Below are 24,402 nucleotides of genomic sequence, written 5' to 3' on the forward strand. Positions count from 1 at the left end.
TTACACCTCATCGGAGAAGATAATATGTTTTAATACTCCGTGATCATGCGGCAAAATCCTGTGGTTACTACTTACAGTAGTTATACCGTATTGTTGAAAACTTACGGCGATGTGTAATATAAAAAGGCGATAAAAATCGCTAAAAATAGAATAAAAAGTCCCTTTTGGTAATTAAAAATATAAAATCCAACAGGGTTGTCATAGTGCAGTTCGTAATGAAACTACGCAGGCAATAAGGAGACCAGATGACCGATGTCATCCTAGAGACGAAGCATTTGACCAAAGAGTTCAAGGGCTTTACCGCGGTGAGCGATGTTAACCTGCAAGTGCAGCGCGGACATATTCATGCATTGATCGGCCCTAACGGTGCCGGTAAAACTACCTGCTTCAATTTACTCACTAAATTCCTGGTGCCGACCTCAGGGCAGATCCTGTTTAACGGTCGCGACATCACGGCGGCCAAACCGGCGCAGATTGCGCGTCAGGGCATCATTCGCTCGTTCCAGATTTCGGCAGTGTTCCCGCACCTGAGCGTGATGGAAAATGTGCGTATTGGTCTGCAACGCCAGCTCGGTACTTCCTTCCATTTCTGGAAAAACGGTGCCAGCCTTGGGCGTTTAAACGACCAGGCCATGGCGCTGCTGGCGCAGGTCGATCTGACCGAATTTGCCGACACCATCACGGTTGATTTGCCGTATGGACGCAAACGCGCGCTGGAGATCGCCACCACCCTGGCGATGGAGCCTGAAATGATGCTGCTCGATGAACCGACCCAGGGAATGGGACATGAAGATGTGCACCGCGTGACCGAGCTGATCAAGAAAGTGTCGGCAGGGCGCACTATTCTGATGGTCGAACATAATATGAGCGTGGTGTCTGGCATCTGCGACAAGATTTCGGTCTTGCAGCGCGGTGCCATGCTGGCCGAAGGTCGCTACGAAGAAGTTTCTAAAAATCCGAAAGTCATGGAAGCGTATATGGGCAGCACCGCCGGCGAACTCGAAGGAGCGCATGCATGAGTTCCGCAAACGTGTACGCAACGGCGTCAGCCACTAGTCAAGCAAGTAATCAAGCCACTAATCGAGCAACCGCCACCACCACCGCGCCAGCGCTACAGATCACGAATCTGCAAGCCTGGTACGGCGAGTCGCATATTTTGCATGATGTGAATCTGGTGGTGAATCCCGGCGAAGTCGTGACCCTGCTGGGTCGCAATGGCGCCGGCCGCACCACCACGATGCGCGCCATCATGGGGCTGACCGGGGCACGCAAAGGCTCGATCAAGATCAATGGCGTCGAAGCCATCGGCCTGCCGACCTACAAGGTGGCCCATCTGGGTGTCGGTTATTGCCCCGAAGAGCGCGGGATTTTTTCATCCTTATCGACCGAAGAAAACCTGATGCTGCCGCCGTCGGTATCTAGCAAGGATCAGGGCATGTCGATCGACGAAATCTACGCGATGTTCCCGAACCTGGCCGAGCGCAAGAACAGCCAGGGCACCCGCTTGTCCGGCGGTGAGCAGCAGATGCTGGCAGTAGCCCGCATCCTGCGTACCGGCGCCCGCCTGCTGCTGCTGGATGAAATTTCCGAAGGCCTGGCACCGGTGATCGTGCAGGCGCTGGCGCGCATGATTACCACGCTCAAGGCCAAGGGCTACACCATCATCATGGTGGAACAGAATTTCCGCTTCGCCGCGCCGCTGGCGGACCGCTTTTATGTGATGGAGCATGGACAAATTGTCGAGACCTTTGCGGCAGCAGAGTTGCAGGACAAGATGTCGGTATTGAATGAATTATTAGGTGTCTGAAAGTCGTTACGTGTAAAGCAGTGCAGGAAACTTTGGACCTCAATGGTCGGCTTACCGCAGAGTTCCTTTTATTCATATGAAAAAAATGATTGGAGAAGACGCATGAAAACACAATACAAAGTAGCAGCACTGGCCGTATCTGCCGCCTTGGCAGCTTTGTCCGGTTCAGCCTCGGCACAGGTATCCGGCGATGTCGTGAAGATCGGTTTTATCACGGACGTTTCTGGCCTGTATTCCGATATCGACGGTCAGGGCGGGGCGGAAGCGATCAAGATGGCGATCGCCGATTTCGGCGGCACGGTCCTGGGCAAAAAAATCGAACTGGTGACCGCCGATCATCAAAACAAAGCCGATATCGCCGCCAGCAGAGCGCGCGAATGGTTCGACCGCGACGGCGTCGACATGCTGATCGGCGGTACCAATTCCGGTACCGGTCTGGCGATGTCCAAGGTCGCCCTGGAAAAGAAAAAGCCCTTCATTTCCATCGGTGCCGGAACGGCGCGTTTGACTAATGAAGAATGCACACCCTACACGATTCACTATGCGTACGACACAGTGGCGCTGGCCAAAGGCACAGGTTCTGCGGTGGTCAAACAGGGCGGCAAAAGCTGGTATTTCCTGACCGCCGATTATGCGTTCGGCGCGTCGCTGGAAGGCGATACTACGGCAGTGGTCAAAGCCGCCGGCGGCACGGTGGCAGGTGCTGTGCGTCATCCATTGTCGGCATCGGATTTCTCTTCTTTCCTGTTGCAGGCACAAGCATCCAAAGCCCAGATTCTGGGTCTGGCGAATGCCGGTGGCGACACCATCAATGCGATCAAGGCCGCGAATGAATTCGGCGTGACCAAAACCATGAAGCTGGCCGGTCTGCTGATGTTTATCAACGATGTGCATTCATTGACCCTGAACCTGACCCAGGGCATGTACCTGACCGATAGCTGGTACTGGGATGCGAACGAAGAAACCCGCGCCTGGTCGCGTCGTTATTTCGGCAAAATGAAAAAGATGCCATCGAGTCTGCAGGCAGCCGATTACTCCGCCACCTTGCAATACCTGAACGCGGTCAAAGCGGCCGGCAGCGATGATACCGACAAAGTATTGGCGAAATTGCGCAGCATGAAGATCAACGACATGTACGCCAAGAACGGCATGATCCGTGGCGACGGCAGCATGATCCATGACATGTACCTGATGCAGGTCAAAACCCAGGCTGAATCCAAGTACCCATGGGATTATTACAAAGTGGTACAGACGATTCCCGGCGATCAGGCATTCACGACCAAAGCGGAAAGTAAGTGCGCTGCCTGGAAGTAATTGGATATAAACGGGCGCTAGATGCTTCTTTCCCCCTGCCTGTTCGCAGGCGGTATCGTTCTCCGATATTTGTTCAGGATCACGCTCCCTCTCCCGCAAGCGGGAGAGGGTTGGGGTGAGGGCACAGGCAAACGGCGACGCTGAAACGAAGCTGCTTTTTATCAGCGCAACATTTGGCAAAACGTCTGATATCGGAAGTCGAGAACGTCGCAGCAATAATGGTGATCATGTTGTAAGTCGCGTATACATCTGCGTCAGGACGACTTGCTCAGATCAGGTCTTTGATTCAGCTATCTATCCCGGTTGCCCGAGGTATTTTTCTTTAGAGTGCCATGGAAATATTTGGTATCCCGCTTCAAGCGATGCTCAGCCAGTTACTGCTGGGATTGGTTAATGGCTCTTTTTATGCCATGTTGTCACTCGGACTGGCGGTCATTTTCGGCCTGCTGAATGTGATCAACTTTGCGCATGGTGCGCTGTACATGATGGGCGCTTTCCTGGCATGGATGGGCATGAATTACTTCGGTATCAATTACTGGGTCATGCTGGTCGCGGCGCCGCTGCTGGTCGGAATCTTCGGCATCGTCATCGAAAAAACCATGTTGCGCTGGTTGTATAAACTCGATCATCTGTATGGTCTGTTGCTGACCTTTGGTCTGACCTTATTGCTGGAAGGTGTGTTCCGTTCTTTCTACGGCGTCTCGGGTCAACCCTACTCGGTACCGGATGCCTTGACGGGCGCGACCAACCTGGGTTTTATGATCCTGCCTAACTATCGTGCCTGGGTGGTGGCCGCATCGCTGATAGTCTGTTTCGCGACCTGGTTCGTGATCGAAAAAACCAAGCTCGGCGCGTATCTGCGGGCCGGTACCGAGAACCCCAAATTGGTCGAAGCCTTCGGCGTCAATGTGCCGCTGATGGTGACCCTGACTTATGGCTTTGGCGTGGCGTTAGCGGCCTTTGCAGGGGTGCTGGCGGCACCGGTGATACAAGTGTCGCCCCTGATGGGATCGAACCTGATTATCACGGTATTTGCGGTGGTGGTGATCGGCGGCATGGGCTCGATCCTGGGTTCCATCCTGACCGGTCTGGGTCTGGGGATTATCGAAGGCCTGACCCGCGTGTTTTATCCTGAACTGTCGGCCACGGTGGTGTTCATCGTGATGGCGATCGTCTTGATGATCCGGCCTGCCGGTCTGTTCGGCAAAGAAAAATAATCGGAGCTCCTATGAATAAAAAAATTGGCTACGGCATCGCGTTGGCCGTTCTGCTGGCAGCGCCGTTATTGATCTACCCGGTGTTCCTGATGAAGCTGCTGTGCTTCGCCCTGTTTGCCTGCGCGTTTAACTTGCTGATTGGTTTTACCGGTTTGCTGTCGTTTGGTCATGCGGCTTTTTTCGGCGGTGCCGGTTATGTCGCCGGCTGGCTCATCCGCGATGCGGGCCTGCCGATGGAGCTGGGTATTTTGTCAGGCGTAGCGGCGGCGGCCTTGATCGGCCTGGTGATGGGCCTGCTGGCGATCCGCCGGCAGGGGATTTACTTCACCATGATCACGCTGGCGTTGGCGCAGATGCTGTATTTCGTGTTCCTGCAAGCGAAGTTCACGGGGGGCGAAGACGGCTTGCAAGGGGTGCCGCGCGGTAAGCTGCTCGGCAGCCTGGATCTGAGTTCCGACCTGACTTTGTATTATGTGGTGCTGGCGATTGCGATTGCCGGTTTCGCACTGGTGGTGCGCACGATTCATTCGCCGTTCGGCCAGGTCTTGAAAGCGGTCAAAGAAAACGAACCGCGCGCGATCTCGCTCGGTTACGACGTCGATAAATACAAATTGCTGGCCTTCGTGCTGTCGGCCGCACTGGCAGGCCTGGCCGGCGCGACCAAGACCTTGGTGCTCGGTTTTGAGACGCTGACCGACGTGCACTGGACGATGTCCGGCCTGGTCGTCCTGATGACACTGGTGGGCGGTTTAGGCACCCTGGCGGGCCCTATCGTTGGCGCTATCATCATCATCGCTCTAGAAAACAAGCTCGGCGACCTCGGCAATCTGCTGGCGGATCTGACTTCGGTTGACTGGTTCCGTACTCTGGGCGATTCCGTGACCATCGTGACCGGCCTGATTTTTATCGTCTGCGTACTGGCGTTTCGTAAGGGGATCGTCGGCGAGCTGGGGGCCTGGCTGGCGCGTTCCGGTAAGGCTAAAACCAGTTAAACTGATTGCGATGCAATGCGTTCAAAAGCCCCGGCACCGTTCGGGGCTTTTTTGTCTGGCGCTGATGTGCTCCACAGTCAACTGGCCAGCGTGGCAGGCGCTAAAAGTTTAAGATTCTGATCCCACCAAAAAAGAAATTTCTCATGCCACATCCCACCCCTTTCACCAGTTTTATTGCTGGCATACGCGATACCTTGCCGATGCTGCTTGGCGCGGCACCGTTCGGCATTATTTTCGGTGCGCTGGTGGCGACCGCGCAGATGCATGCCTGGCAAGGGCAATTGATGTCGCTCAGCGTGTTTGCCGGATCCAGTCAGTTCATTGCCGTTGGTTTGATCGCCAGTCATACCGGCTTGCTGGTGATCTGGCTGGCGACCTTTATCGTCAACTTGCGGCACATGTTGTATGCCGCAACGCTGTTGCCGCATGTGCGTCATCTGCCGCAGCGCTGGCGCTGGTTGTTGGGTTGCTTGCTGACGGATGAAACTTTTGCGGTGGTGGATCGTTATTACCGCGAACATCCGGATACGCAATTGGGTCATTGGTATTTTCTGGGTTCGGGCCTGGCGATGTACGGCAATTGGCAATGCTGGACCTTGGTCGGTTTGCTGTTCGGTGCGATTTTTCCGCAATTGCAAACGCTGGGCCTGGACTTTGCGATGGTGGCGACGTTTATTGCGATCATTGTTCCGCAACTGGTACTGCTACCGCATCTCATAGCGGCGCTTGCTGCGGGTACGGTTGCCTACCTGCTGCAAGATTTGCCGTATAAACTGGGTTTGCTGGTCGCGATTGCCATTGGCGTTGTCATCGGTTTGTTGTCAGCCCATCTGTACGCTAGCAAAATCAGCGATAAAAATACCGGCACGGAGAAGCTATGAATATCACCTTGACCATCATCGGTATGGCGGTGATTACCTGCCTCATCAAAGCGATCATTTTTGTGATGGGAGACAGGCTGGTGTTTCCCCCCATACTGAAAAAAGCCCTGAGTTTTGTCCCGGTCACGGTACTCACGGCGATTATCGTACCGATGGTGCTGTCGCCGCACGGGCAGGGCCTGGAGATGCATTGGCGTAATCCACAACTGATCGGCGCGCTTGCTGCCGTAGCGGTGTGCGTGGCGACCCGTCGCCAGCTACCGACGATTTTCATCGGCTTACTGGTATTTTTTAGCTGGCAGTTGTGGTTGACGTAATGTGACTATCAATCAGCGCCTGTCGCAATTACAGCGCTGACATCGGGAAAAGTGCCGATCCCGGAGGAACAGAGTGCAAAGAAAGCCTACTTTTACTGAGCTTACTTAGCGTCTCCGCACTTATTTCCGGATAAATCCTGCCAGCTATAACTCGTTTGAATATCTATAAAGCCGCCGCGTAAATCGCTCTGGCATCGTCCCGCGTTACTTCTCTCGGGTTATTCCCCAGCAGCCGGGTCTGCAGCATGGCGTCGCTTGCCAATTGGTCTAAATCCTTTTCAGCGATGCCGACTTGCCTGAGTTGGGTTTCGATACCAACCCGCTGCGCCAGTGCTTCCATCGCGGTGATCAAGGCCGTGCTGCGGGCTTCGGCGCTGCCTTGGGCGCTCGGTGCGATGATGCTGGCCAACTCAGCATATTGCCCGGCGGCGCTGGGTGCGTTGAAGCGCAAGACATGCGGCAAGACCAATGAGTTGGATAAACCATGCGGTACATGGAAGATGCCGCCGATCGGGTAAGCCAGCGCATGCACGGCGGCGCAAGGCGCATTCGCAAAGCATTGCCCGGCCAGCATGGCTCCGAGCAACATGGCTTGTCGTGCGGCAAGATTGGCGCCGTTGCTGCAGGCTTCATCGATATTGCCCCAAAGCAAAGTCAAGGCCTGGCGCGCCAGCATATCGGATAGGGGATTCTTCTTGTGTTTGGTGGTATAGGCTTCAATCGCATGCACCATCGCATCGATGCCGGTCGCGGCAGTGACTTTGGCAGGCAGGCCGATGGTGAGTTCGGCATCCAGAATCGCGATGTCGGCATACAGTTGTGGCGCGACCACGCCCATCTTTGTGGTGGCGCCGGTGGTCACGATGGATATCGGCGTGACTTCAGAGCCGGTGCCGGCCGTGGTCGGGATCTGGATCAATGGCAGGCGCTGACCTTTGACATTGCCGATGCCGTACATGCTGCTGAGCGCCTGAGTGCTGCCCGTGAGTACGGCAATCAGCTTGGCCACATCCATAGAGCTGCCGCCGCCAAAGCCGATCACCAATTCAACCTGCAGTTTTTCGGCATTGCCGACGGCTTGATGCACGACCGCTTCCGGCGGATCCGCGATGACCTCGGAGAATACGCTGACATGCAGACCGCACCGTTCAAGATTGGCAATCGCCGGGGCAATCAGACCGGTCTTTAAAAAGCCGCCATCTGTGACTATCAATACCCGCTTTACCCCGGGATAATGCTGGGTGACGATATCGCCCAATTGCTTGGCGGCGCCAATCTGGCTGATCAGATGGGGGACGGTACGGAAATCAAAATTATTCATGGTCAGGCTTCTCCTCTTGAATCTTATTGTAGCAAGACTTGTTATGCTGTGGCTTTGCCGGAACATGGTTGCGTATGCACTAGTCACCTATTTGCTGCCAGGCGCAACGCTTTGTGTAATTACCAATAAAAATGACAGATATCTTATTGCTTGCTTGTGCAGCTTTTTTCGCCGGATTAGTTGATGCAGTGGTCGGTGGCGGCGGCTTGATACAACTCCCCGCCTTGTTTGTGGCATTGCCGAATGTGGCCCCGGCGACTTTATTGGGAACCAGCAAGCTCGCAGGCATCTGGGGCACCACGGTTGCGGCACGTAATTATGTGAAAATCGTCAGGGTGCGATGGGCCATGGTCTTGCCTGCGGCATTGGTGGCGTTCATCCTGTCGTTTGCCGGCGCATTCACGGTAACCCATCTGCCGCCTACTTACTTACGTAAAGCCTTGCCGTTTATCCTGGTTGCGGTAGCGCTGTATACCTTCAAGAAAAAGGATTTCGGGACTTCCCACACGCCGCTTTTTACTGCCGACAAAGAGCGCTGGATGGCGATGCTGGTGGGTGGCGGCATCGGTTTTTATGACGGATTTTTTGGTCCTGGCACGGGTAGTTTTTTGATGTTTTTGTTTGTGCGCTTGTTTGGCTATGACTTCCTCAGCGCGTCGGCGGTGGCCAAAATAATCAATGTTGCTTGCAATGCTGCGGCTTTGTTGTGGTTTGGTTACAGCGGACATATTATTTGGCAAACAGGTTTAGCCATGGCGGTTTGCGGAGTGTTAGGATCGTTGTCTGGCAGTCGGATGGCCATTCAATATGGCAGCGGATTTGTCAGAAAGATGTTCTTACTGGTCGTGCTGGCGCTGATTTGTAAAACAACTTACGATGGCTTTATTCGATAAGGAATTGTTTCACGTGAAACAATGAGAAAAGGGACGGACGTGGCATATTCAGATGCAGTCATATTTCAGCGTACGGATTTGGGCAAGGCAGAAATTCAAAATAAACAGCATGGCTTGACCCAAAGCGAGCGCCTGGTACTGATTATTGCTGACGGCGTCAGTTCCTATGCAGAGCTGAGAGTTAAATTAAAAAGTCTGGTAAAGGAACGATTTGACCGGACCTTGCGCAGCTTGTCCGAGAAAGGTCTGCTGTATGAGGTGATGTTCCCCTTGGATAATCAGGTGCCTGATATTGTCGAGGCCGAGGCGATGGATCGCTTCCTGCGCCAGGAAGATTCCGATCCCGTGTCGGTCATCTCTTTTCAGCCTGAAGAAGAATTTGGCGATATTGACTTGCCAGCCGAGGGGGTGTTGTCGGTGGATCAGGCAGCGGAGCTGAAGTCCGGTGAGCCTGACCCATCATCCCCCGATCTGGCAGAAAGTGCGCTTGACGGCTTAGGCGAGCCGGTAATTGCCGCTCAGGAAAAAATATCAGCAAGAGACGAAGCTGCGCTTGAGCCTGAACCTGAGCCGGCGACTCGATACACTGAGGTAGACTATTATCTGCCTTTGTCTGCGCCCGAAGGGCCCGTTGTAGCACCAGAAGAAGCTGTCAAATCTATTGCCGGGTCGCCAGGCAAAGTAGCGGAGGAGGCGAAATTGCCGGCGTCGCCGGCAAAAGAAGCGCCGCGAGTCATACAGAAATTCCCCGAACCCAAGCCGCCGGAGCAAATGCAAGAAAAGAAGAGGGTGTCTCTGAGCGATTATCTGGATCACCGTTATTCTTTGCTACTAATGCTGCTTGGCGTATGTCTTGCCTTAATGCCGACTTTGGTGAGACTACTGAAATAAAATGGATTGATGCAATCGCCGGAATTAAATTACATGTTTCACGTGGAACATTCAATGCCCGATTTGATTGAAATTGTTGATCGGCGAAGAATTTAAGCAAAAAACCTCTATAATCGTGCCTCCCTGAGAAATCCAAAAAAGCAGATATTTCCTATGTATTATCCAAAAGAATTCGATGTCATTGTGGTTGGCGGCGGTCATGCTGGGACCGAGGCGGCTTTGGCCTCCGCCCGCATGGGGCAAAAAACCCTATTGTTGACCCATAACATCGAGACCTTGGGTCAAATGTCCTGCAATCCATCGATCGGCGGCATAGGAAAAGGGCATCTGGTAAAAGAAGTGGATGCCATGGGCGGTGCGATGGCAATTGCCACGGACGAGGCCGGTATCCAGTTTCGTATTTTGAATTCATCCAAAGGTCCGGCGGTGCGCGCCACCCGCGCACAGGCCGACCGGATTTTGTATAAGCAGGCGATACGCAGTCGCCTGGAGAATCAGCCCAATCTCTGGCTATTCCAGCAGGCGGTGGATGACTTGCTGGTGGAAGGTGACCGGGTGGTCGGGGCTGTGACGCAGGTGGGGATTCGCTTCCGTAGCCGCTCGGTGGTGCTGACTGCGGGGACTTTCCTGGATGGAAAAATTCACGTTGGCTTGAATAACTATGCGGCTGGCCGTGCTGGCGACCCGCCGGCTGTCTCATTATCCACAAGATTAAAAGAATTAGCCTTGCCGCAAGGCCGTTTGAAGACCGGTACGCCACCCCGTATTGATGGGCGTAGCATCGATTTTTCAGTGATGCAGGAACAGCCGGGCGATCTGGATCCGATTCCTGTGTTCTCGGTCATGGGCAATGTGGCGATGCATCCGCGTCAGTTGCCATGCTGGATTACGCATACCAATGAACGTACCCACGACATTATTCGCGGCGGTCTCGATCGTAGTCCTATGTACACCGGGGTGATTGAGGGTGTGGGACCACGTTATTGTCCTTCGATCGAAGACAAGATTCATCGCTTCGCCAGCAAAGAATCGCACCAGATATTCCTGGAGCCGGAAGGCCTGACGACCAACGAATTTTATCCCAACGGAATTTCAACCAGCTTGCCATTCGATGTCCAGCTGGATCTGGTGCGGTCTATGCGCGGCATGGAAAACGCTTATATTTTGCGCCCGGGTTATGCCATTGAATACGACTATTTTGATCCGCGCGGTTTAAAGACCTCATTAGAGACGCGGCAAATTCAGGGCTTGTTTTTCGCCGGGCAAATCAACGGCACTACCGGTTACGAAGAAGCCGCAGCGCAGGGCATGCTGGCCGGACTGAATGCCGCCTTGATGACGCAAGGCCGTGATGCATGGGTGCCGCGTCGCGATGAAGCTTATCTCGGTGTATTGGTTGATGACTTGATTACCAAAGGCGTGCAAGAGCCGTATCGTATGTTCACCAGCCGTGCCGAATTCCGTCTGAGTTTGCGTGAGGACAATGCCGATATGCGCTTGACTGAAATCGGTCGCCAGCTTGGTTGTGTCAGCGATGCGCAGTGGCAGATGTTCGAGAAAAAACGCGAGGCTGTTTCACGTGAAATGGAAAGACTACGTTCGACCTGGGTCAATCCACGCATCCTGGCCGATGCCGAGGCGGAGCGGATTGTCGGTAAAGCGCTGGAGCGTGAATACTCCTTGGCTGACTTGTTGCGTCGTCCGCACGTGACTTACGAAAATCTCATGAGTATGCAAGGCAGTGAAGGGCAGGCTTTGGCTGGTCCGGGCGTGACGGATGAGGCGGTCAAAGAACAGGTCGAAATCCAGGTCAAATATTCCGGCTATATCGACAGGCAGGCAAAAGAAGTCGAGCGTCATGCGCATTTCGAAAATTTAAAGATGCCGGCCGGGTTTGATTATCTTGAAGTCAGCGGCCTCTCTATCGAGGTCAAGCAAAAACTCAATCAGCACCAGCCGGAAACCTTGGGCCAGTGTGGCCGTATTTCCGGTGTGACGCCGGCTGCAATTTCACTGCTCTTGGTACATTTGAAAAAACGCGGCTTTAAAGGATTCGCGTCTGCCCCAGAACTGACGGTTGCAGGCGAGGACGTATGAGCGGATTTGATGCAGTTGCATTGAGAGCTTTATTAGCAGAAGGTGTTCAGGCATTACCCCTCACACTACGTGATGCACAGCTTGACCAGATGATTGCTTATCTGGCATTGTTGTCCAAGTGGAATAGTGTTTATAATCTGACATCTATTCGTGATCCCAGGGAAATGGTCAGGCAGCATGTGCTGGATTCTTTGTCCGCTGCCCCGGCTTTTAAAAATGCCCGTAACGTCCTCGACGTTGGTGCCGGCGGCGGTTTGCCGGGTATGATCCTGGCCATAGCGTATCCGGATATCCGTATCTCCATGATCGATACGGTCAGCAAAAAGACCGCTTTTCTGAATCAGGCCAAAACCGAATTGGGCCTGAGAAATGTCACAGTCTATACCAATCACGTTGAATCCTTGCAAGTCGTCGACAAGTTCGACGTGATTACCTCGCGTGCTTTTTCAGAATTACATAATTTTATTAACTGGTCTGAGCATCTGCTGGCGGATGGCGGTATCTACATCGCCATGAAAGGCGTCTCGCCCGATCAAGAGATTGAACGGCTGCCGCAAGGCTGGCAGGTACAAGCATTGCAGCCTTTATCCGTTCCTGGCATGGCGGCGGAGCGGCACCTGGTTTTTATTCAAAGAACGCATGTCTGAGTTTTGATTTTTTCTCCCGGAAGCTTACTTAAAGTAACTATGGCCAAAATTTTTTGTGTCGCAAATCAAAAAGGCGGTGTGGGTAAAACCACCACGACCGTGAATCTTGCTGCAGGACTCGCCAAACTCGATCAGCGCGTCTTGCTGGTGGACCTGGATCCGCAGGGCAATGCCACCATGGGTGCCGGGATCAATAAGGCGAAACTGACCGCATCGATTTACGAAGTGCTGCTGGGCATGTCGGACGTCGCCAGCGCACGCCAGCGCTCGGAAGCCGGTCAATTCGATGTACTGCCCGCGAACCGTGAGTTAGCCGGTGCGGAAGTTGAAATGGTCGAGCTGGAAAATAGAGACAAGCGCCTGCGCGATGCATTGGCAAAAGTAAGCACTGACTACGATTTCATTTTGATCGATTGTCCACCGGCTTTATCGATGCTGACTTTGAATGGATTGTGCGCTGCGCATGGCGTGATTATTCCTATGCAGTGCGAATACTACGCATTGGAGGGACTGTCCGATCTGGCGAACACGATCAAAAAGGTCTCGGTGAATTTGAATCCCGACCTGAAAATCGTCGGTCTGTTGCGCGTGATGTTTGATCCGCGCATGACCTTGTCGCAGCAGGTTTCTGATCAGCTCGAGCAACATTTTGGCGACAAGGTATTCAAGACCGTGATCCCGCGCAATGTCAGGCTGGCCGAGGCGCCGTCGTATGGCATCCCGGGTGTCGTATTTGACCCATCCTCGAAAGGCGCTCAAGCCTATATCGCCTTTGGCGCAGAGATGGTCGAAAGAATTAAATTGTTAGAAACCAAGTCGGATACAAAGTAATGGCAACGAAAAAGCAAAAAGGTTTGGGACGCGGGCTGGACGCTCTGTTCGATGGCGCGGGCGATTTTAGCGAGGCGGCTCCCACGATAGCCGGAGCGCCCAGCAGTCTGCCTGTCAATCAGATGCAGGCCGGCAAGTACCAGCCGAGAACGCGCATGGACGAGGGCGCCCTGGCCGAGCTGGCCAGTTCGATCAAGGCGCAAGGCTTGATGCAGCCGATTCTGGTACGGCCAATCGGCCAGACTAACGGCATTACCCGCTATGAAATCATTGCCGGTGAGCGCCGTTACCGGGCCTCGCAAATGGCGGGCCTGGAGCAGGTGCCGGTGCTGGTCAAAGATGTGGATGACCAGACCGCTGCCGCAATGGCCTTGATTGAGAACATTCAACGCGAAGACCTGAATCCGCTGGAAGAGGCACAGGGCATACACCGCCTGATTACCGATTTCAGTTTTACCCATGAGCAGGCTGCCAATGCAGTAGGGCGCTCGCGCAGCGCCGTCTCTAATTTGCTGCGCCTGTTGAATTTGGCCAAGCCGGTACAAACGATGTTGATGGCCGGCGACATCGATATGGGACATGCGCGGGCCTTGCTGGCAACGGATGCGGCCACACAGATACAACTCGCGAATCAGGTGGTTGCCAAGCGTATGTCGGTGAGAGAGGCCGAAAAACTGGTCACCCGCAGCACGGCGGAGCTGAGCGCACCGGCTAAAACACGCGACAAGGCAGAGAAGTCGCGCGATATCACGCGTCTGGAAGAAGAGTTGTCAGACTTGCTTGCTACCCAGGTGACCCTGAAAATGGGCAGCAAAGGCCGGGGGCAAATGAGCATCGATTTTGCGGATCTGGATAGTCTGGACGGTATTATTTTAAAAATTCGCGGTCAATAAGGTTTTTAACGATGAATATTCTGTTGCTTCCGGGCTTGAACAATTCAGGTCCGTCTCATTGGCAAAGTCTATGGGAGAAAAAATATCCGCAGGCTTTACGAGTCCAGCAGCAAGACTGGGATCAGCCGGAGCGGCATGCCTGGCTGGCCGCTTTGAGCGAGGCGGTGAATCAGGTCGATGGCTCGGCGGTGCTGGTGGCCCATAGCCTGGGCTGCGCTCTGGCTGCCTGGTGGCTCAGTCTGGGAATGCCGGGCGTTGAACACAAAGACAAAATTAAGGCGGCGCTGTTAGTTGCACCGCCGGATGTGGAGCGTGCGGAATTTCCGGCAAAAAGCTTTGCGCCAATGCCAAAAACGCGTTTAGGCATCAATACCTTAGTGGTCGCATCCGACAACGATCCCTGGTGCGATCTGGCAGTTAGCAGGGAATGGGCATCGTCATGGGGTGCTGAATTTCACTGTATTGGTGCAAAAGGACATATCAACGGCGACTCCGGTCTGGGCGGCTGGGAGCAAGGCCAGCATTGGCTTGCCGGGTTGCTTGGCAAGCCCTGAAAAGCCGGCATGTCTCATTTTGATGCGTCGCATCAAACGTTTGACGATGAGACGCACTACCACGTATAATTCCGTGGTTTTGGTTGGCGCGCATTTGCGTCAGCCGGAACAGATGATGGTTTTTTAATTATGACCAAGTAACCATCGGCAAAATAAAGAGGAAATAGCATGGCGCGTATCGTCTTGCTGCAACTACTGGCAACGATTGTGGTTGCTGTGTTGGCAGCGTTAATCGCTGGCACTTCCTCCGGAATATCCGCATTATTAGGCGGCTTGTGTTGCGCAGTTCCCAATGCTTTGTTTGCTGCACGGCTTTATGCCAGTGCCAAAAAGCCCGGAGGCGCGAATCCGATGACATTCTTCATCGGTGAATTTGTCAAAATTGCGTCGACAGTTGCGCTTATGGCGGCAACTGTTTACTTGTACCACGATGTGAACTGGCTGGCGTTCGTCGCTGCCTTCATCCTGGTCTTGAAAAGTTATTTCATCTTACTCTTTAGGCATTGATCATGAGCGCAACTGAGAACGCCCCAACCGCGTCAGAATATATATCCCATCATTTGGGACATTTATCCAATTCGCATATTCCTCAAGAATCTTTGTGGGACATGTCCTACATCAATATCGACACTGTGATCTGGTCCGTGGTTTGCGGCTTGATCGGCACGCTGATCATGTACATGGCAGCGCGCAAAGCCACATCCGGCGTACCTGGCCGCTTCCAGTGCGCGGTTGAAATGTTATTCGAAATGGTCGATAACAACGCAAAAAGCATCGTTCACGGCAACACCAGTTTCATCGCGCCTATGGCCCTGTCGGTATTTGTCTGGGTAGTGTTGATGAACTCACTGGACTTCTTGCCTGTGGATTTGTTCTCTCAATGGCTGTTCCCAGCGCTTGGCATCAGTGCGGAAACACATCACCGCGTTGTTCCAACCGCCGATCTGAACGGTACCTTGGGGATCTCGATCGGCGTATTTGCTTTGATGATGTTTTACAGCTTCAAGATTAAAGGTGCCGGCGGTTTCATCAAAGAATTGTTCAGCGCACCGTTCGGTCCCATGCTCTTCCCTTTTAACCTGGCACTGAACCTGGTTGAATACGCGGCGAAGACTTTCTCGCTCGGCATGCGGCTGTTCGGCAATATGTTCGCGGGTGAATTGTTGTTTTTGTTGATTGCAGCTTTACTTGGCGCTTCGGATTCTATCGCTGGTGGTATTGGTCATCTGGTTCTTGGTACTGCCTGGTCGGTCTTCCATATCTTGATCGTACCTTTGCAAGCCTTTATTTTCATGATGCTGACTTTGGTGTACATGGGTCAGGCTCACGAAGCGCATTAATTACAGTTTCAGGTTTCTATCGTTTTTGGTTTTGTTATTTGGTTTGGTATTTTAATTTTTAACTTTTAAGGAGTTTTCTCATGACTAACGTCGCTTTCGTTGCTTTGGCTTGTGGCTTGATTATCGGTTTGGGCGCTTTGGGTGCATGTATCGGTATCGCTATGATGGGTGGTAAATATCTGGAAGCATCTGCCCGTCAACCAGAATTGATGGAAAAACTGCAAGGTAAAATGTTGTTGTTGGCTGGTCTGATCGACGCTGCGTTCATTATCGGTGTTGGTATTGCTATGTTCTTCGCGACTGCAAATCCGTTCAAAGGCTAATTGATTTTCCTTTTCCTACCGCAGACTTTGTCTGCGGAACGATCGATCTGATAAGGAAACAACTATGAATCTTAATCTATCAATGTGGTACCAGGCCGGGGTGTTTTTCATCCTTGCTCTGGTGACTGCAAAATTCATCTGGCCGCCAGTGATCGGCGCCATCGATGAGCGCATGAAAAAAATCGCGGACGGATTAGCAGCAGCCGATCGCGGTCGTGCCGAGATGCAAGCAGCCGAAAAACGTGTGCAAGCCGAATTGGCCGGTGCCCGTGATGAAGGTCAAAAGCGTATCGTTGACGCAGAAAAACGCGCTCAACTGATCATCGACGAAGCTAAAAATACAGCCTCCGCAGAAGCCGCACGCATCCTTGCTGCAGCCAAAGCAGAAGCCGATAATCAAGTGACTAAAGCACGTGAAGAGTTGCGCGACCAGGTTGCCACATTGGCAGTCAAAGGCGCAGAGCAAATTCTGAAGCGTGAAGTCAATGCATCAGCTCACGCTGATCTGTTGACTCAACTGAAAATCGAGCTGTAATCATGGCCGAACTCGCAACGATCGCTCGTCCTTACGCAGAAGCATTGTTCCGTGTTGCCCAGTCCGGCAACCTGTCCGCCTGGTCGGAACTGGTTGCCGAGATGGCGCAAGCTGCAGCACATCCCGATGTAGTGGCTCTTGCTCACAACCCAAAAGTCTCCGCTAGTCAAACAGCTGAGGCTTTCTTGTCCGTGTTGAAATCCCCGGTGAACGACGAGGCGAAAAATTTCGTCGGTGCGCTCACTGAATACGATCGTTTAACCTTGTTGCCTGAAATCGCTGCACAATTTCAAGCGCTGAAAAATGCGCAAGAAGGCGCAGCAGATGCGCAAATTATCAGCGCATTTGAATTATCGGCAGCCCAGGTAAGCGATCTGGCGACCACGCTGGAAAAGAAATTCGGCCGCAAATTGCACCCGACCGTGACAGTGGATAACTCCCTGATCGGTGGCGTGCGTATCGTGGTCGGTGATCAAGTGCTGGATACCTCGGTTCGTGCCAAGCTGCAACAGATGCAAGTCGCATTAACAGCGTAAAGCGCTGCGTGACATTCACCGCGTAAATTGCGGCGTAAGTACTGAAACAATTTTAGGAGTTAGTATGCAACTCAACCCATCAGAAATCAGCGAGCTGATCAAGAGCCGGATTCAAGGCCTTGGCACCAACGCTGAAATTCGTAATCAAGGTACGGTTATTTCCGTTACCGACGGTATCTGCCGCATCCACGGTCTGTCTGACGCGATGCAAGGCGAGATGCTGGAATTCCCAGGCAATACATTCGGTCTGGCATTGAACCTGGAACGTGATTCCGTCGGCGCCGTTATTCTCGGTGACTACGAGCATATTTCCGAAGGCGATACCGTCAAATGTACCGGTCGTATTCTGGAAGTGCCTATCGGTCCGGAACTGCGCGGTCGCGTAGTCAACGCACTGGGTCAGCCTATCGACGGCAAAGGTCCGATCAACGCAAAAATGACAGCACCGATCGAAAAGATCGCGCCTGGCGTTATTGCCCGTCAATCGGTTTCCGAGCCTATGCAAACGGGTATCAAATCGATTGATGCGATGGTGCCGGTCGGTCGTGGTCAGCGCGAATTGATCATTGGCGATCGCCAGACTGGTAAGACAGCGGTAGCGATTGATGCCGTGATCAACCAAAAAGGTCAGAACGTTACTTGTATCTATGTAGCGATTGGTCAAAAAGCGTCTTCCGTGAAAAACGTGGTGCGTGCTCTCGAAGCGCACGGCGCGATGGAATACACCATCGTGGTGGCTGCGACAGCAGCGGAATCGGCCGCGATGCAATTCGTCTCCGCTTACTCCGGTTGCGCGATGGGCGAATATTTCCGTGACCGCGGCGAAGATGCACTGATCATTTATGATGATCTGTCCAAGCAAGCGGTGGCTTACCGTCAAGTGTCCCTGCTGCTGCGCCGCCCGCCAGGCCGTGAAGCATATCCAGGTGACGTGTTCTACCTGCACTCACGTCTGTTGGAACGCGCCGCTCGCGTGAACCCTGACTACGTGGAAGCCTTTACTAAAGGTGAAGTCAAAGGTAAAACAGGTTCATTGACGGCATTGCCTATCATTGAAACCCAAGCGGGTGACGTTTCCGCTTTCGTTCCAACCAACGTAATTTCGATTACCGATGGTCAGATCTTCCTGGAAACTTCCTTGTTCAACGCCGGTATCCGTCCTGCGATCAACGCCGGTATTTCGGTATCGCGCGTTGGTGGTGCCGCTCAGACTAAGGTCATCAAAAACCTGTCCGGTGGTATCCGTACCGACTTGGCGCAGTACCGTGAATTGGCGGCGTTTGCGCAGTTCGCTTCCGATCTGGACGAGTCCACACGTAAGCAGCTGGATCGCGGTGCACGCGTGACGGAATTGCTGAAACAAGCGCAATACGCTCCTTTGTCGATTTCCCTGATGGCCGCTTCGCTGTTCGCAGTGAATAAAGGTTACCTGGATAACGTCGAAGTGAAGAAAGTATTGGCTTTCGAAGCTGGCCTGCATAACTACCTGAAAACTAGCCACGCAGCATTGCTCGCCAAGATTGAAGAAACCAAGCAACTCGACAAAGATGGCGAAGCCGTTTTAGCCGCTGCTGTTGCTGATTTCAAAAAATCCGGCGCGTACTGATCTTAACTGGAGCTAAAGATGGCCTCAGGCAAAGAGATACGCGGCAAGATCAAAAGTGTAGAAAACACGAAGAAGATCACTAAGGCGATGGAAATGGTCGCCGCATCCAAAATGCGTAAAGCGCAAGACCGGATGCGTGCAGCCCGTCCATACAGTGAGAAGATTCGTAATATCACTTCGAACTTGTCGCAGGCGAATCCTGAGTACACGCATCCTTTCATGGTCGTGCAAGATCAGTCCAAAAAAGTCGGACTGATCGTTGTGACGACCGATAAAGGTTTATGCGGTGGCCTGAATACGAACGTATTGCGTTTGGTCACCAGCAAGTTGCGTGAACTCGAAGCGAAGGGTTCAAAAATTGAAGCGGTCGCAATTGGTAATAAAGGTCTCGGCTTCCTGAACCGGATCGGTGCAAAGGTCGTGTCGCACGCAGTGCAACTCGGCGATACACCGCATCTGGATAAACTGATAGGCCCGGTAAAGTTGTTGCTGGATGCCTATCAGGACGGTAAGTTGGATGCAGTCTACCTGTCTTACACCAAGTTCATTAACACCATGAAGCAAGAGCCGGTACTGGAGCAGTTATTGCCCCTGACGGCCGACAAACTGGCGGCAGATAAACATACCCATACCTGGGATTATATCTACGAACCGGATGCCAACACGGTGATTGATGAGTTGCTGGTGCGTTATGTAGAAGCGCTGATTTTTCAAGCAGTGGCAGAAAACATGGCGTCTGAACAATCGGCTCGTATGGTAGCGATGAAATCAGCCAGTGATAATGCAGGTAATGTGATTGGTGAACTGAAACTGGTTTACAACAAAACCCGTCAAGCTGCGATTACCAAAGAGCTTTCCGAGATCGTCGCCGGCGCGGCAGCGGTCTAAACGAATTTTAATATTATTGAAGGAACGAACATGGCTAATGGCAAAATCGTTCAGTGTATCGGCGCTGTTGTGGACGTTGAATTTCCACGTGACGCGATGCCTAAGATTTACGATGCCTTGAAAATGGAAGGCTCCGAACTGACTCTGGAAGTTCAGCAGCAATTGGGTGACGGCATTGTCCGTACGATTGCGCTGGGTACTTCCGACGGTCTGCGTCGCGGCATGATGATTTCGAATACGGGCAAACCTATCATGGTACCAACCGGCAAAGCAACGCTGGGTCGTATTATGGACGTATTGGGTAATCCAATTGATGAATGTGGTCCGGTCAGCCGTGAAACTACTGCATCGATCCACCGTAAAGCACCTGCTTACGACGAACTGTCCCCTTCGCAAGAATTGCTGGAAACCGGTATCAAGGTGATTGATCTGGTTTGCCCGTTTGCCAAAGGCGGTAAAGTTGGTCTGTTCGGCGGTGCGGGTGTGGGCAAGACCGTCAACATGATGGAACTGATCAATAACATCGCTAAAGCGCATAGCGGCTTGTCGGTGTTTGCCGGCGTTGGTGAGCGTACTCGTGAGGGTAATGACTTCTACCACGAAATGGCGGACGCAAAAGTAGTTGATCTGGAAAACCCGGAAAACTCCAAAGTGGCGATGGTGTACGGTCAGATGAATGAACCGCCAGGTAACCGTCTGCGCGTTGCGCTGACTGGTTTGACGATTGCTGAAGGTTTCCGTGACGAAGGTAAAGACGTGTTGTTCTTCGTCGATAACATCTATCGTTACACACTGGCCGGTACCGAAGTTTCCGCTTTGCTGGGCCGTATGCCTTCCGCCGTGGGTTACCAGCCGACTCTGGCTGAAGAAATGGGCCGTCTGCAAGAACGTATTACCTCGACCAAAACTGGTTCCATTACGTCCATCCAGGCCGTGTATGTGCCAGCGGATGACTTGACCGATCCATCTCCTGCAACCACGTTTGCTCACTTGGATTCCACCGTTGTTCTGTCGCGTGACATCGCTTCCCTGGGTATTTACCCTGCGGTTGATCCACTGGATTCGACATCGCGTCAGCTGGACCCGCAAGTGGTGGGTCAAGAGCACTATGAAACAGCGCGCGCTGTGCAGGGTACTCTGCAACGCTACAAAGAATTGCGCGACATTATTGCGATTCTGGGTATGGACGAGTTGGCGCCGGAAGATAAGTTGCTGGTGGCACGTGCACGTAAGATGCAACGTTTCCTGTCTCAACCTTTCCACGTTGCTGAAGTATTTACCGGTTCTCCAGGTAAATACGTGTCACTGAAAGACACGATCAAGGGCTTCAAAATGATCGCTTCCGGTGAACTCGATCACCTGCCGGAACAAGCGTTCTACATGGTAGGCACTATCGACGAAGCCATCGAAAAAGCGAAGAAAATGGCTGCGTAATATAAGCCTTAGGGTGTAGCAGGCTGGGAGTTACATAAGCACGAGTTACACCCTTCGTTTTTTGATCGAATGAAAAGGTCCGATATGGCACACACTATTCACGTTGACGTGGTTTCCGCAGAAGAGTTGATCTTCTCCGGTGAGGCCGAGTTCGTCGCGTTGCCGGGTGAGGCGGGTGAATTGGGTATCTATCCAAAGCACACGCCATTGATCACCCGCATCAAGCCAGGTGCGGTGCGCATCAAGATTACAGGCCAGGCAGAAGATGAGTTCGTCTTCGTCGCCGGCGGCTTGCTTGAGGTGCAACCGGATGCGGTTACCGTTTTGGCCGATACGGCGATTCGCGGTAAAGATCTGGACGAAGCAAAAGCGAACGAAGCGAAAAAACTGGCAGAAGAAGCCCTGGTCAATAAAGAATCCAAGATTGACTATGCGCAGGCACAGGCAGAACTGGCAGTCGCAATAGCGCAGTTGGCCGCAATTCAAAAATTGCGTTCCAAGCGTTAAGGCAACATGATTGATGCATGACACCGTCGTCGTAATCAATCAGCACGCAGTACAATGGAAAGGCAGCTCAGGCTGCCTTTTTGTTTTTCATCTTTTCATCGCACCGATACCGTCAATTTTGTACTGCCTAAAATATGTCAGAGCAAATCCGCGCCAAAGAACTTTTACACAGCAGCAAAGTGATCGCGGTCGTCGGTATCTCGGCGAATCCGTCCCGCCCCAGTCATGAAGTGGCGGCTTATTTGCAAAGACATGCCTACATTTTATTGTTGGTCAATCCGCTTGAGGCAGGTCACACTATCTTAGGTTTGCCATGTTATGCCAGCCTGACAGAGGCCGCGGAAAAAACCGGCAAGCGGATTGATATCGTCGATTGTTTCCGCCGCTCGGAAGCCATTCCTGAGGTCGTTGCGGAAGCCATTGCGCTGCATGCCGGAGCCGTCTGGATGCAGCAGGGTGTGATCAACCATGACGCCGCCAAAATTGCGCGTGATGCCGGTCTTGCGGTCATCATGAATCGTTGCATTAAAATCGATCACCTACAGTTATCGTAAATCGGCAGGTCAAACCCCTGGAGTCTCTATGAGTATTAGCCAGCTATTTCGCAGCAAAGAAAAATTAGTCCTGCAAGACGAAAACGCCTCGCTCAAACTGATTCCTGCAAGCAAAGACTCGAAGGCCGACAGCAAAGCCGCCGATAAGCTCAGCACGCTACGGATTGCAGAAGAGCTCGCTGTAATGCAAGAGATACTCTACGCCGAGAAAAAGCATAAGCTGCTGATCGTTTTACAAGGCATGGATACTTCGGGCAAAGACGGCACAGCGCGCGGCGTGTTCGGCGCCATCAATCCGCTGGGCGCGCGCGCCGTCGCCTTCAAAGCGCCGACCGCGATTGAAAAGGAACACGACTATTTATGGCGCATTCACCAGCAGCTTCCAGCTAGCGGGGAAATCGTGATTTTCAATCGCAGCCATTACGAAGACGTCCTGATTACCCGGGTGCATGACTGGATCGATGAGGCCGAGTGCAAAAGACGGCTCGGACACATCCGCGATTTCGAAAAGATGCTGGCAGAAACCGGTACCGTGATGCTGAAGTTTTTTCTGCATATTTCAGCCAAAGAGCAAAAGGAAAGACTAGAAGAACGTCTGGCAGATCCTGCCAAAAATTGGAAATTCGATCCGCAGGATCTGGTTGAACGCGAATTCTGGAACAGCTACCAGCGCCAGTACGAAAAAGTCATCATGGCAACCGATGCCGATCATGCGCCTTGGTACGTGATCCCGTCCGACTCCAAAACCCAGCGCAATCTGGCCATCGCAAGCATCGTGCAGGAAAAACTAATCAGCCTGAAATTGAGCTACCCGCCCGGCAACCCGGAGTTAAGCAAAATCAAAGTGAGCTGAACATGTTGTGCGCATATTGGGCTGAATTAGTCGCACTACCCCTGTTGCCGCTATTAAGCTGGCAAGGCAAACGAGTCAGGGCAAACACGCCACGCTTGCCGGAAGCCAGTGGCTTGCCATCCGGTGTTTGTGCGTATTCAGCCACTTATTCAACCACGTCGCCGGTTGCCGATAATCCCGGCGGCAAAACGCTGAGACTGATCGGCCTGGGTGAATCAACGATTGCCGGTGTCGGAGTGGACCGCTACGAACAGTCCATCACCGCACAATTTGCCCTTGCCTTATCGGGTCAATTGCAAGCCGATGTCGCCTGGCAGGCCTTGGGCAAAAACGGTGCAGATATTGCCGAAGCGATCGCAACCTTGTTACCCCTGCTACCTGAGGCCAGCCCGAGAGCCGATATCCTGTTGATCGCATTTGGCGTCAACGACACCACTGCATTCAAATCGAACCGGCGTTATCGCGCCGATTTGACCCAGCTCATCGATGCAGTAGAACAGCATTTTTCGCCCAAACTGATCGTCATTTCGGGTGTACCGCCTTTGCATGCTTTTCCGGCTTTGCCGCAACCTTTGAGGATGGTGCTGGGCATCAAAGCCAGGTCGCTGGACAACGTGGCCCGCCAACTTGCCAGTGCGCGTCCCAGGCTGCTGTATGTCGCTACCGGGTTCGATATTCAGGATGCGGCCCTGATGGCGCATGACGGCTATCATCCGTCCGCCAAAGGCGCCCAAGCCTGGGCTGCGCAATTGACCGGCGCTTGCCTGCAAGCGCAATTAATTACTCTCTGAAATCCTTATCTGAAGAAACTTATACACAATCTGAATAAGTAATTTATTTACATAAACAGAAACTATCACCATAGCTGAAAAGAAATAGTGAATAAAAACATAGAGTTAAAAGCCAATATTCAGTGCTTACTTTATTAGTGGTATTTGCAAGTCGTCGTCAGTAATTCTATCCACAAAGTTATCCACAGTTTTTCCACGGAAATTTTGCTAAAAAATTCTGTGGATTTGTTTAGATTGACTCAGATCAGATGCCTACATCCTGTGCATAGGCGATAATGTCGGCTTATTGCAAAAAAACTGCCAACCGACTACCAGCATTCGACGCTCAGTAGCGGTTTTTCTCAGTTCCGGCCAGCATTCCCGTATCCGTTTTATCGAAA

27 protein-coding genes are annotated in these 24,402 nt (G+C 52.6%); 26 read left to right on the top strand and 1 reads right to left on the bottom strand.

From position 1 onward, the window contains the following. The first annotated feature begins 245 nt into the window (after positions 1-245). From LPB67_RS11235 to LPB67_RS11265, 7 genes are all read left to right on the top strand, one after another. On the top strand, positions 246-1,019 hold the full coding sequence (locus LPB67_RS11235; protein WP_262837271.1) for an ABC transporter ATP-binding protein: 774 nt from the start codon (positions 246-248) through the stop codon (positions 1,017-1,019). Further along, positions 1,016-1,807, top strand: a complete 792-nt coding sequence (locus tag LPB67_RS11240; RefSeq protein WP_262837272.1) for an ABC transporter ATP-binding protein — start codon at positions 1,016-1,018, stop codon at positions 1,805-1,807. The genes LPB67_RS11235 and LPB67_RS11240 overlap by 4 nt, the downstream gene beginning before the upstream one ends. Positions 1,808-1,909: 102 nt before the next feature. Next, entirely contained in the window at positions 1,910-3,121 is a 1,212-nt protein-coding gene (locus LPB67_RS11245; RefSeq protein WP_262837273.1) for an ABC transporter substrate-binding protein, read from the top strand. Between the two features lie 332 nt (positions 3,122-3,453). Then, positions 3,454-4,338, top strand: a complete 885-nt coding sequence (locus LPB67_RS11250; RefSeq protein WP_262837274.1) for a branched-chain amino acid ABC transporter permease — start codon at positions 3,454-3,456, stop codon at positions 4,336-4,338. Positions 4,339-4,349: 11 nt separating this feature from the next. Continuing rightward, positions 4,350-5,330 (top strand): branched-chain amino acid ABC transporter permease, encoded by a 981-nt coding sequence (locus LPB67_RS11255; RefSeq protein WP_262837275.1) that lies wholly within the window; start codon positions 4,350-4,352, stop codon positions 5,328-5,330. Between the two features lie 143 nt (positions 5,331-5,473). Next, positions 5,474-6,211 carry an AzlC family ABC transporter permease gene (locus LPB67_RS11260; RefSeq protein WP_262837276.1) on the top strand — a complete coding sequence of 246 codons (738 nt, stop codon included), beginning with the start codon at positions 5,474-5,476 and terminating at the stop codon, positions 6,209-6,211. Next, positions 6,208-6,528, top strand: coding sequence for an AzlD domain-containing protein (locus LPB67_RS11265; protein ID WP_262837277.1), 321 nt, complete (start codon positions 6,208-6,210; stop codon positions 6,526-6,528). Before LPB67_RS11260 ends, LPB67_RS11265 begins: the two co-directional genes overlap by 4 nt. A 163-nt stretch (positions 6,529-6,691) precedes the next feature. Here LPB67_RS11265 and LPB67_RS11270 read toward each other — a convergent pair whose 3' ends face one another. Next, positions 6,692-7,849: an iron-containing alcohol dehydrogenase gene (locus tag LPB67_RS11270; RefSeq protein ID WP_262837278.1), complete on the bottom strand. Its 1,158-nt coding sequence runs from the start codon at positions 7,847-7,849 to the stop codon at positions 6,692-6,694. A gap of 131 nt (positions 7,850-7,980) precedes the next feature. Between LPB67_RS11270 and LPB67_RS11275 the strand changes: the two genes are divergently transcribed. The 19 genes from LPB67_RS11275 (at position 7,981) to LPB67_RS11365 (ending at position 24,022) form a co-directional block, all read left to right on the top strand. Further along, positions 7,981-8,742 (top strand): sulfite exporter TauE/SafE family protein, encoded by a 762-nt coding sequence (locus LPB67_RS11275; RefSeq protein ID WP_262837279.1) that lies wholly within the window; start codon positions 7,981-7,983, stop codon positions 8,740-8,742. Between the two features lie 39 nt (positions 8,743-8,781). Further along, a complete protein-coding gene (locus LPB67_RS11280; RefSeq protein WP_262837281.1) occupies positions 8,782-9,633 on the top strand; it encodes a hypothetical protein in 852 nt (283 codons plus the stop codon). 153 nt (positions 9,634-9,786) lie between these two features. Next, positions 9,787-11,730, top strand: coding sequence for a tRNA uridine-5-carboxymethylaminomethyl(34) synthesis enzyme MnmG (gene mnmG, locus LPB67_RS11285; RefSeq protein ID WP_262837282.1), 1,944 nt, complete (start codon positions 9,787-9,789; stop codon positions 11,728-11,730). After that, positions 11,727-12,377 carry a 16S rRNA (guanine(527)-N(7))-methyltransferase RsmG gene (gene rsmG, locus LPB67_RS11290; protein ID WP_262837283.1) on the top strand — a complete coding sequence of 217 codons (651 nt, stop codon included), beginning with the start codon at positions 11,727-11,729 and terminating at the stop codon, positions 12,375-12,377. Before mnmG ends, rsmG begins: the two co-directional genes overlap by 4 nt. A 39-nt stretch (positions 12,378-12,416) precedes the next feature. After that, a complete protein-coding gene (locus tag LPB67_RS11295; RefSeq protein WP_262837284.1) occupies positions 12,417-13,208 on the top strand; it encodes a ParA family protein in 792 nt (263 codons plus the stop codon). Further along, positions 13,208-14,101 carry a ParB/RepB/Spo0J family partition protein gene (locus LPB67_RS11300; protein WP_262837285.1) on the top strand — a complete coding sequence of 298 codons (894 nt, stop codon included), beginning with the start codon at positions 13,208-13,210 and terminating at the stop codon, positions 14,099-14,101. Before LPB67_RS11295 ends, LPB67_RS11300 begins: the two co-directional genes overlap by 1 nt. Positions 14,102-14,112: 11 nt before the next feature. Further along, positions 14,113-14,655 carry an RBBP9/YdeN family alpha/beta hydrolase gene (locus tag LPB67_RS11305; RefSeq protein WP_262837287.1) on the top strand — a complete coding sequence of 181 codons (543 nt, stop codon included), beginning with the start codon at positions 14,113-14,115 and terminating at the stop codon, positions 14,653-14,655. 168 nt (positions 14,656-14,823) lie between these two features. Next, positions 14,824-15,162: an ATP synthase subunit I gene (locus LPB67_RS11310; protein ID WP_262837288.1), complete on the top strand. Its 339-nt coding sequence runs from the start codon at positions 14,824-14,826 to the stop codon at positions 15,160-15,162. A gap of 2 nt (positions 15,163-15,164) precedes the next feature. Further along, entirely contained in the window at positions 15,165-15,995 is an 831-nt protein-coding gene (atpB, locus tag LPB67_RS11315; RefSeq protein WP_262837289.1) for a F0F1 ATP synthase subunit A, read from the top strand. An 80-nt stretch (positions 15,996-16,075) separates the two neighbouring features. Further along, positions 16,076-16,318 carry a F0F1 ATP synthase subunit C gene (atpE, locus tag LPB67_RS11320; RefSeq protein ID WP_110254369.1) on the top strand — a complete coding sequence of 81 codons (243 nt, stop codon included), beginning with the start codon at positions 16,076-16,078 and terminating at the stop codon, positions 16,316-16,318. Positions 16,319-16,382: 64 nt separating this feature from the next. Continuing rightward, on the top strand, positions 16,383-16,853 hold the full coding sequence (locus LPB67_RS11325) for a F0F1 ATP synthase subunit B (protein ID WP_262837290.1): 471 nt from the start codon (positions 16,383-16,385) through the stop codon (positions 16,851-16,853). 2 nt (positions 16,854-16,855) lie between these two features. Next, complete coding sequence (locus LPB67_RS11330; protein ID WP_262837291.1) at positions 16,856-17,389, top strand: F0F1 ATP synthase subunit delta; 534 nt, start codon at positions 16,856-16,858, stop codon at positions 17,387-17,389. 64 nt (positions 17,390-17,453) lie between these two features. Next, positions 17,454-18,995, top strand: coding sequence for a F0F1 ATP synthase subunit alpha (atpA, locus tag LPB67_RS11335; RefSeq protein WP_262837292.1), 1,542 nt, complete (start codon positions 17,454-17,456; stop codon positions 18,993-18,995). An 18-nt stretch (positions 18,996-19,013) separates the two neighbouring features. Next, on the top strand, positions 19,014-19,883 hold the full coding sequence (gene atpG / locus LPB67_RS11340; RefSeq protein ID WP_262837293.1) for a F0F1 ATP synthase subunit gamma: 870 nt from the start codon (positions 19,014-19,016) through the stop codon (positions 19,881-19,883). A 30-nt stretch (positions 19,884-19,913) separates the two neighbouring features. Next, positions 19,914-21,317: a F0F1 ATP synthase subunit beta gene (gene atpD / locus LPB67_RS11345; RefSeq protein WP_262837294.1), complete on the top strand. Its 1,404-nt coding sequence runs from the start codon at positions 19,914-19,916 to the stop codon at positions 21,315-21,317. An 84-nt stretch (positions 21,318-21,401) separates the two neighbouring features. Beyond that, positions 21,402-21,824 carry a F0F1 ATP synthase subunit epsilon gene (locus LPB67_RS11350; RefSeq protein ID WP_262837295.1) on the top strand — a complete coding sequence of 141 codons (423 nt, stop codon included), beginning with the start codon at positions 21,402-21,404 and terminating at the stop codon, positions 21,822-21,824. 134 nt (positions 21,825-21,958) lie between these two features. Then, a complete protein-coding gene (locus tag LPB67_RS11355; RefSeq protein WP_262837296.1) occupies positions 21,959-22,378 on the top strand; it encodes a CoA-binding protein in 420 nt (139 codons plus the stop codon). A 28-nt stretch (positions 22,379-22,406) separates the two neighbouring features. Next, on the top strand, positions 22,407-23,231 hold the full coding sequence (locus LPB67_RS11360) for a PPK2 family polyphosphate kinase (RefSeq protein ID WP_262837297.1): 825 nt from the start codon (positions 22,407-22,409) through the stop codon (positions 23,229-23,231). 2 nt (positions 23,232-23,233) lie between these two features. Continuing rightward, the gene (locus LPB67_RS11365; protein WP_262837298.1) at positions 23,234-24,022 is read left to right on the top strand and encodes an SGNH/GDSL hydrolase family protein; all 789 of its coding nucleotides are present in this window, start codon (positions 23,234-23,236) and stop codon (positions 24,020-24,022) included. Positions 24,023-24,402: the final 380 nt, after the last annotated feature.

The sequence above is a fragment of the Undibacterium sp. Jales W-56 genome (assembly GCF_025548535.1).
In the GTDB taxonomy this organism is placed as follows: Bacteria; Pseudomonadota; Gammaproteobacteria; order Burkholderiales; family Burkholderiaceae_D; genus Undibacterium.

Excerpts from the sequence above, each read along its gene's own strand:
- atpE (WP_110254369.1), top strand. The coding sequence starts at position 16,076 with ATGACTAACGTCGCTTTCGTTGCTTTGGCTTGTGGCTTGATTATCGGT.
- rsmG (WP_262837283.1), top strand. The coding sequence starts at position 11,727 with ATGAGCGGATTTGATGCAGTTGCATTGAGAGCTTTATTAGCAGAAGGT.
- atpD (WP_262837294.1), top strand. The coding sequence starts at position 19,914 with ATGGCTAATGGCAAAATCGTTCAGTGTATCGGCGCTGTTGTGGACGTT.
- LPB67_RS11360 (WP_262837297.1), top strand. The coding sequence starts at position 22,407 with ATGAGTATTAGCCAGCTATTTCGCAGCAAAGAAAAATTAGTCCTGCAA.
- LPB67_RS11365 (WP_262837298.1), top strand. The coding sequence starts at position 23,234 with ATGTTGTGCGCATATTGGGCTGAATTAGTCGCACTACCCCTGTTGCCG.
- LPB67_RS11305 (WP_262837287.1), top strand. The coding sequence starts at position 14,113 with ATGAATATTCTGTTGCTTCCGGGCTTGAACAATTCAGGTCCGTCTCAT.
- LPB67_RS11265 (WP_262837277.1), top strand. The coding sequence starts at position 6,208 with ATGAATATCACCTTGACCATCATCGGTATGGCGGTGATTACCTGCCTC.
- LPB67_RS11325 (WP_262837290.1), top strand. The coding sequence starts at position 16,383 with ATGAATCTTAATCTATCAATGTGGTACCAGGCCGGGGTGTTTTTCATC.
- atpB (WP_262837289.1), top strand. The coding sequence starts at position 15,165 with ATGAGCGCAACTGAGAACGCCCCAACCGCGTCAGAATATATATCCCAT.
- atpG (WP_262837293.1), top strand. The coding sequence starts at position 19,014 with ATGGCCTCAGGCAAAGAGATACGCGGCAAGATCAAAAGTGTAGAAAAC.
- LPB67_RS11350 (WP_262837295.1), top strand. The coding sequence starts at position 21,402 with ATGGCACACACTATTCACGTTGACGTGGTTTCCGCAGAAGAGTTGATC.
- LPB67_RS11310 (WP_262837288.1), top strand. The coding sequence starts at position 14,824 with ATGGCGCGTATCGTCTTGCTGCAACTACTGGCAACGATTGTGGTTGCT.
- LPB67_RS11295 (WP_262837284.1), top strand. The coding sequence starts at position 12,417 with ATGGCCAAAATTTTTTGTGTCGCAAATCAAAAAGGCGGTGTGGGTAAA.
- LPB67_RS11250 (WP_262837274.1), top strand. The coding sequence starts at position 3,454 with ATGGAAATATTTGGTATCCCGCTTCAAGCGATGCTCAGCCAGTTACTG.
- LPB67_RS11275 (WP_262837279.1), top strand. The coding sequence starts at position 7,981 with ATGACAGATATCTTATTGCTTGCTTGTGCAGCTTTTTTCGCCGGATTA.
- atpA (WP_262837292.1), top strand. The coding sequence starts at position 17,454 with ATGCAACTCAACCCATCAGAAATCAGCGAGCTGATCAAGAGCCGGATT.
- mnmG (WP_262837282.1), top strand. The coding sequence starts at position 9,787 with ATGTATTATCCAAAAGAATTCGATGTCATTGTGGTTGGCGGCGGTCAT.
- LPB67_RS11255 (WP_262837275.1), top strand. The coding sequence starts at position 4,350 with ATGAATAAAAAAATTGGCTACGGCATCGCGTTGGCCGTTCTGCTGGCA.
- LPB67_RS11270 (WP_262837278.1), bottom strand. The coding sequence starts at position 7,849 with ATGAATAATTTTGATTTCCGTACCGTCCCCCATCTGATCAGCCAGATT.
- LPB67_RS11245 (WP_262837273.1), top strand. The coding sequence starts at position 1,910 with ATGAAAACACAATACAAAGTAGCAGCACTGGCCGTATCTGCCGCCTTG.
- LPB67_RS11355 (WP_262837296.1), top strand. The coding sequence starts at position 21,959 with ATGTCAGAGCAAATCCGCGCCAAAGAACTTTTACACAGCAGCAAAGTG.
- LPB67_RS11260 (WP_262837276.1), top strand. The coding sequence starts at position 5,474 with ATGCCACATCCCACCCCTTTCACCAGTTTTATTGCTGGCATACGCGAT.
- LPB67_RS11330 (WP_262837291.1), top strand. The coding sequence starts at position 16,856 with ATGGCCGAACTCGCAACGATCGCTCGTCCTTACGCAGAAGCATTGTTC.
- LPB67_RS11240 (WP_262837272.1), top strand. The coding sequence starts at position 1,016 with ATGAGTTCCGCAAACGTGTACGCAACGGCGTCAGCCACTAGTCAAGCA.
- LPB67_RS11235 (WP_262837271.1), top strand. The coding sequence starts at position 246 with ATGACCGATGTCATCCTAGAGACGAAGCATTTGACCAAAGAGTTCAAG.
- LPB67_RS11300 (WP_262837285.1), top strand. The coding sequence starts at position 13,208 with ATGGCAACGAAAAAGCAAAAAGGTTTGGGACGCGGGCTGGACGCTCTG.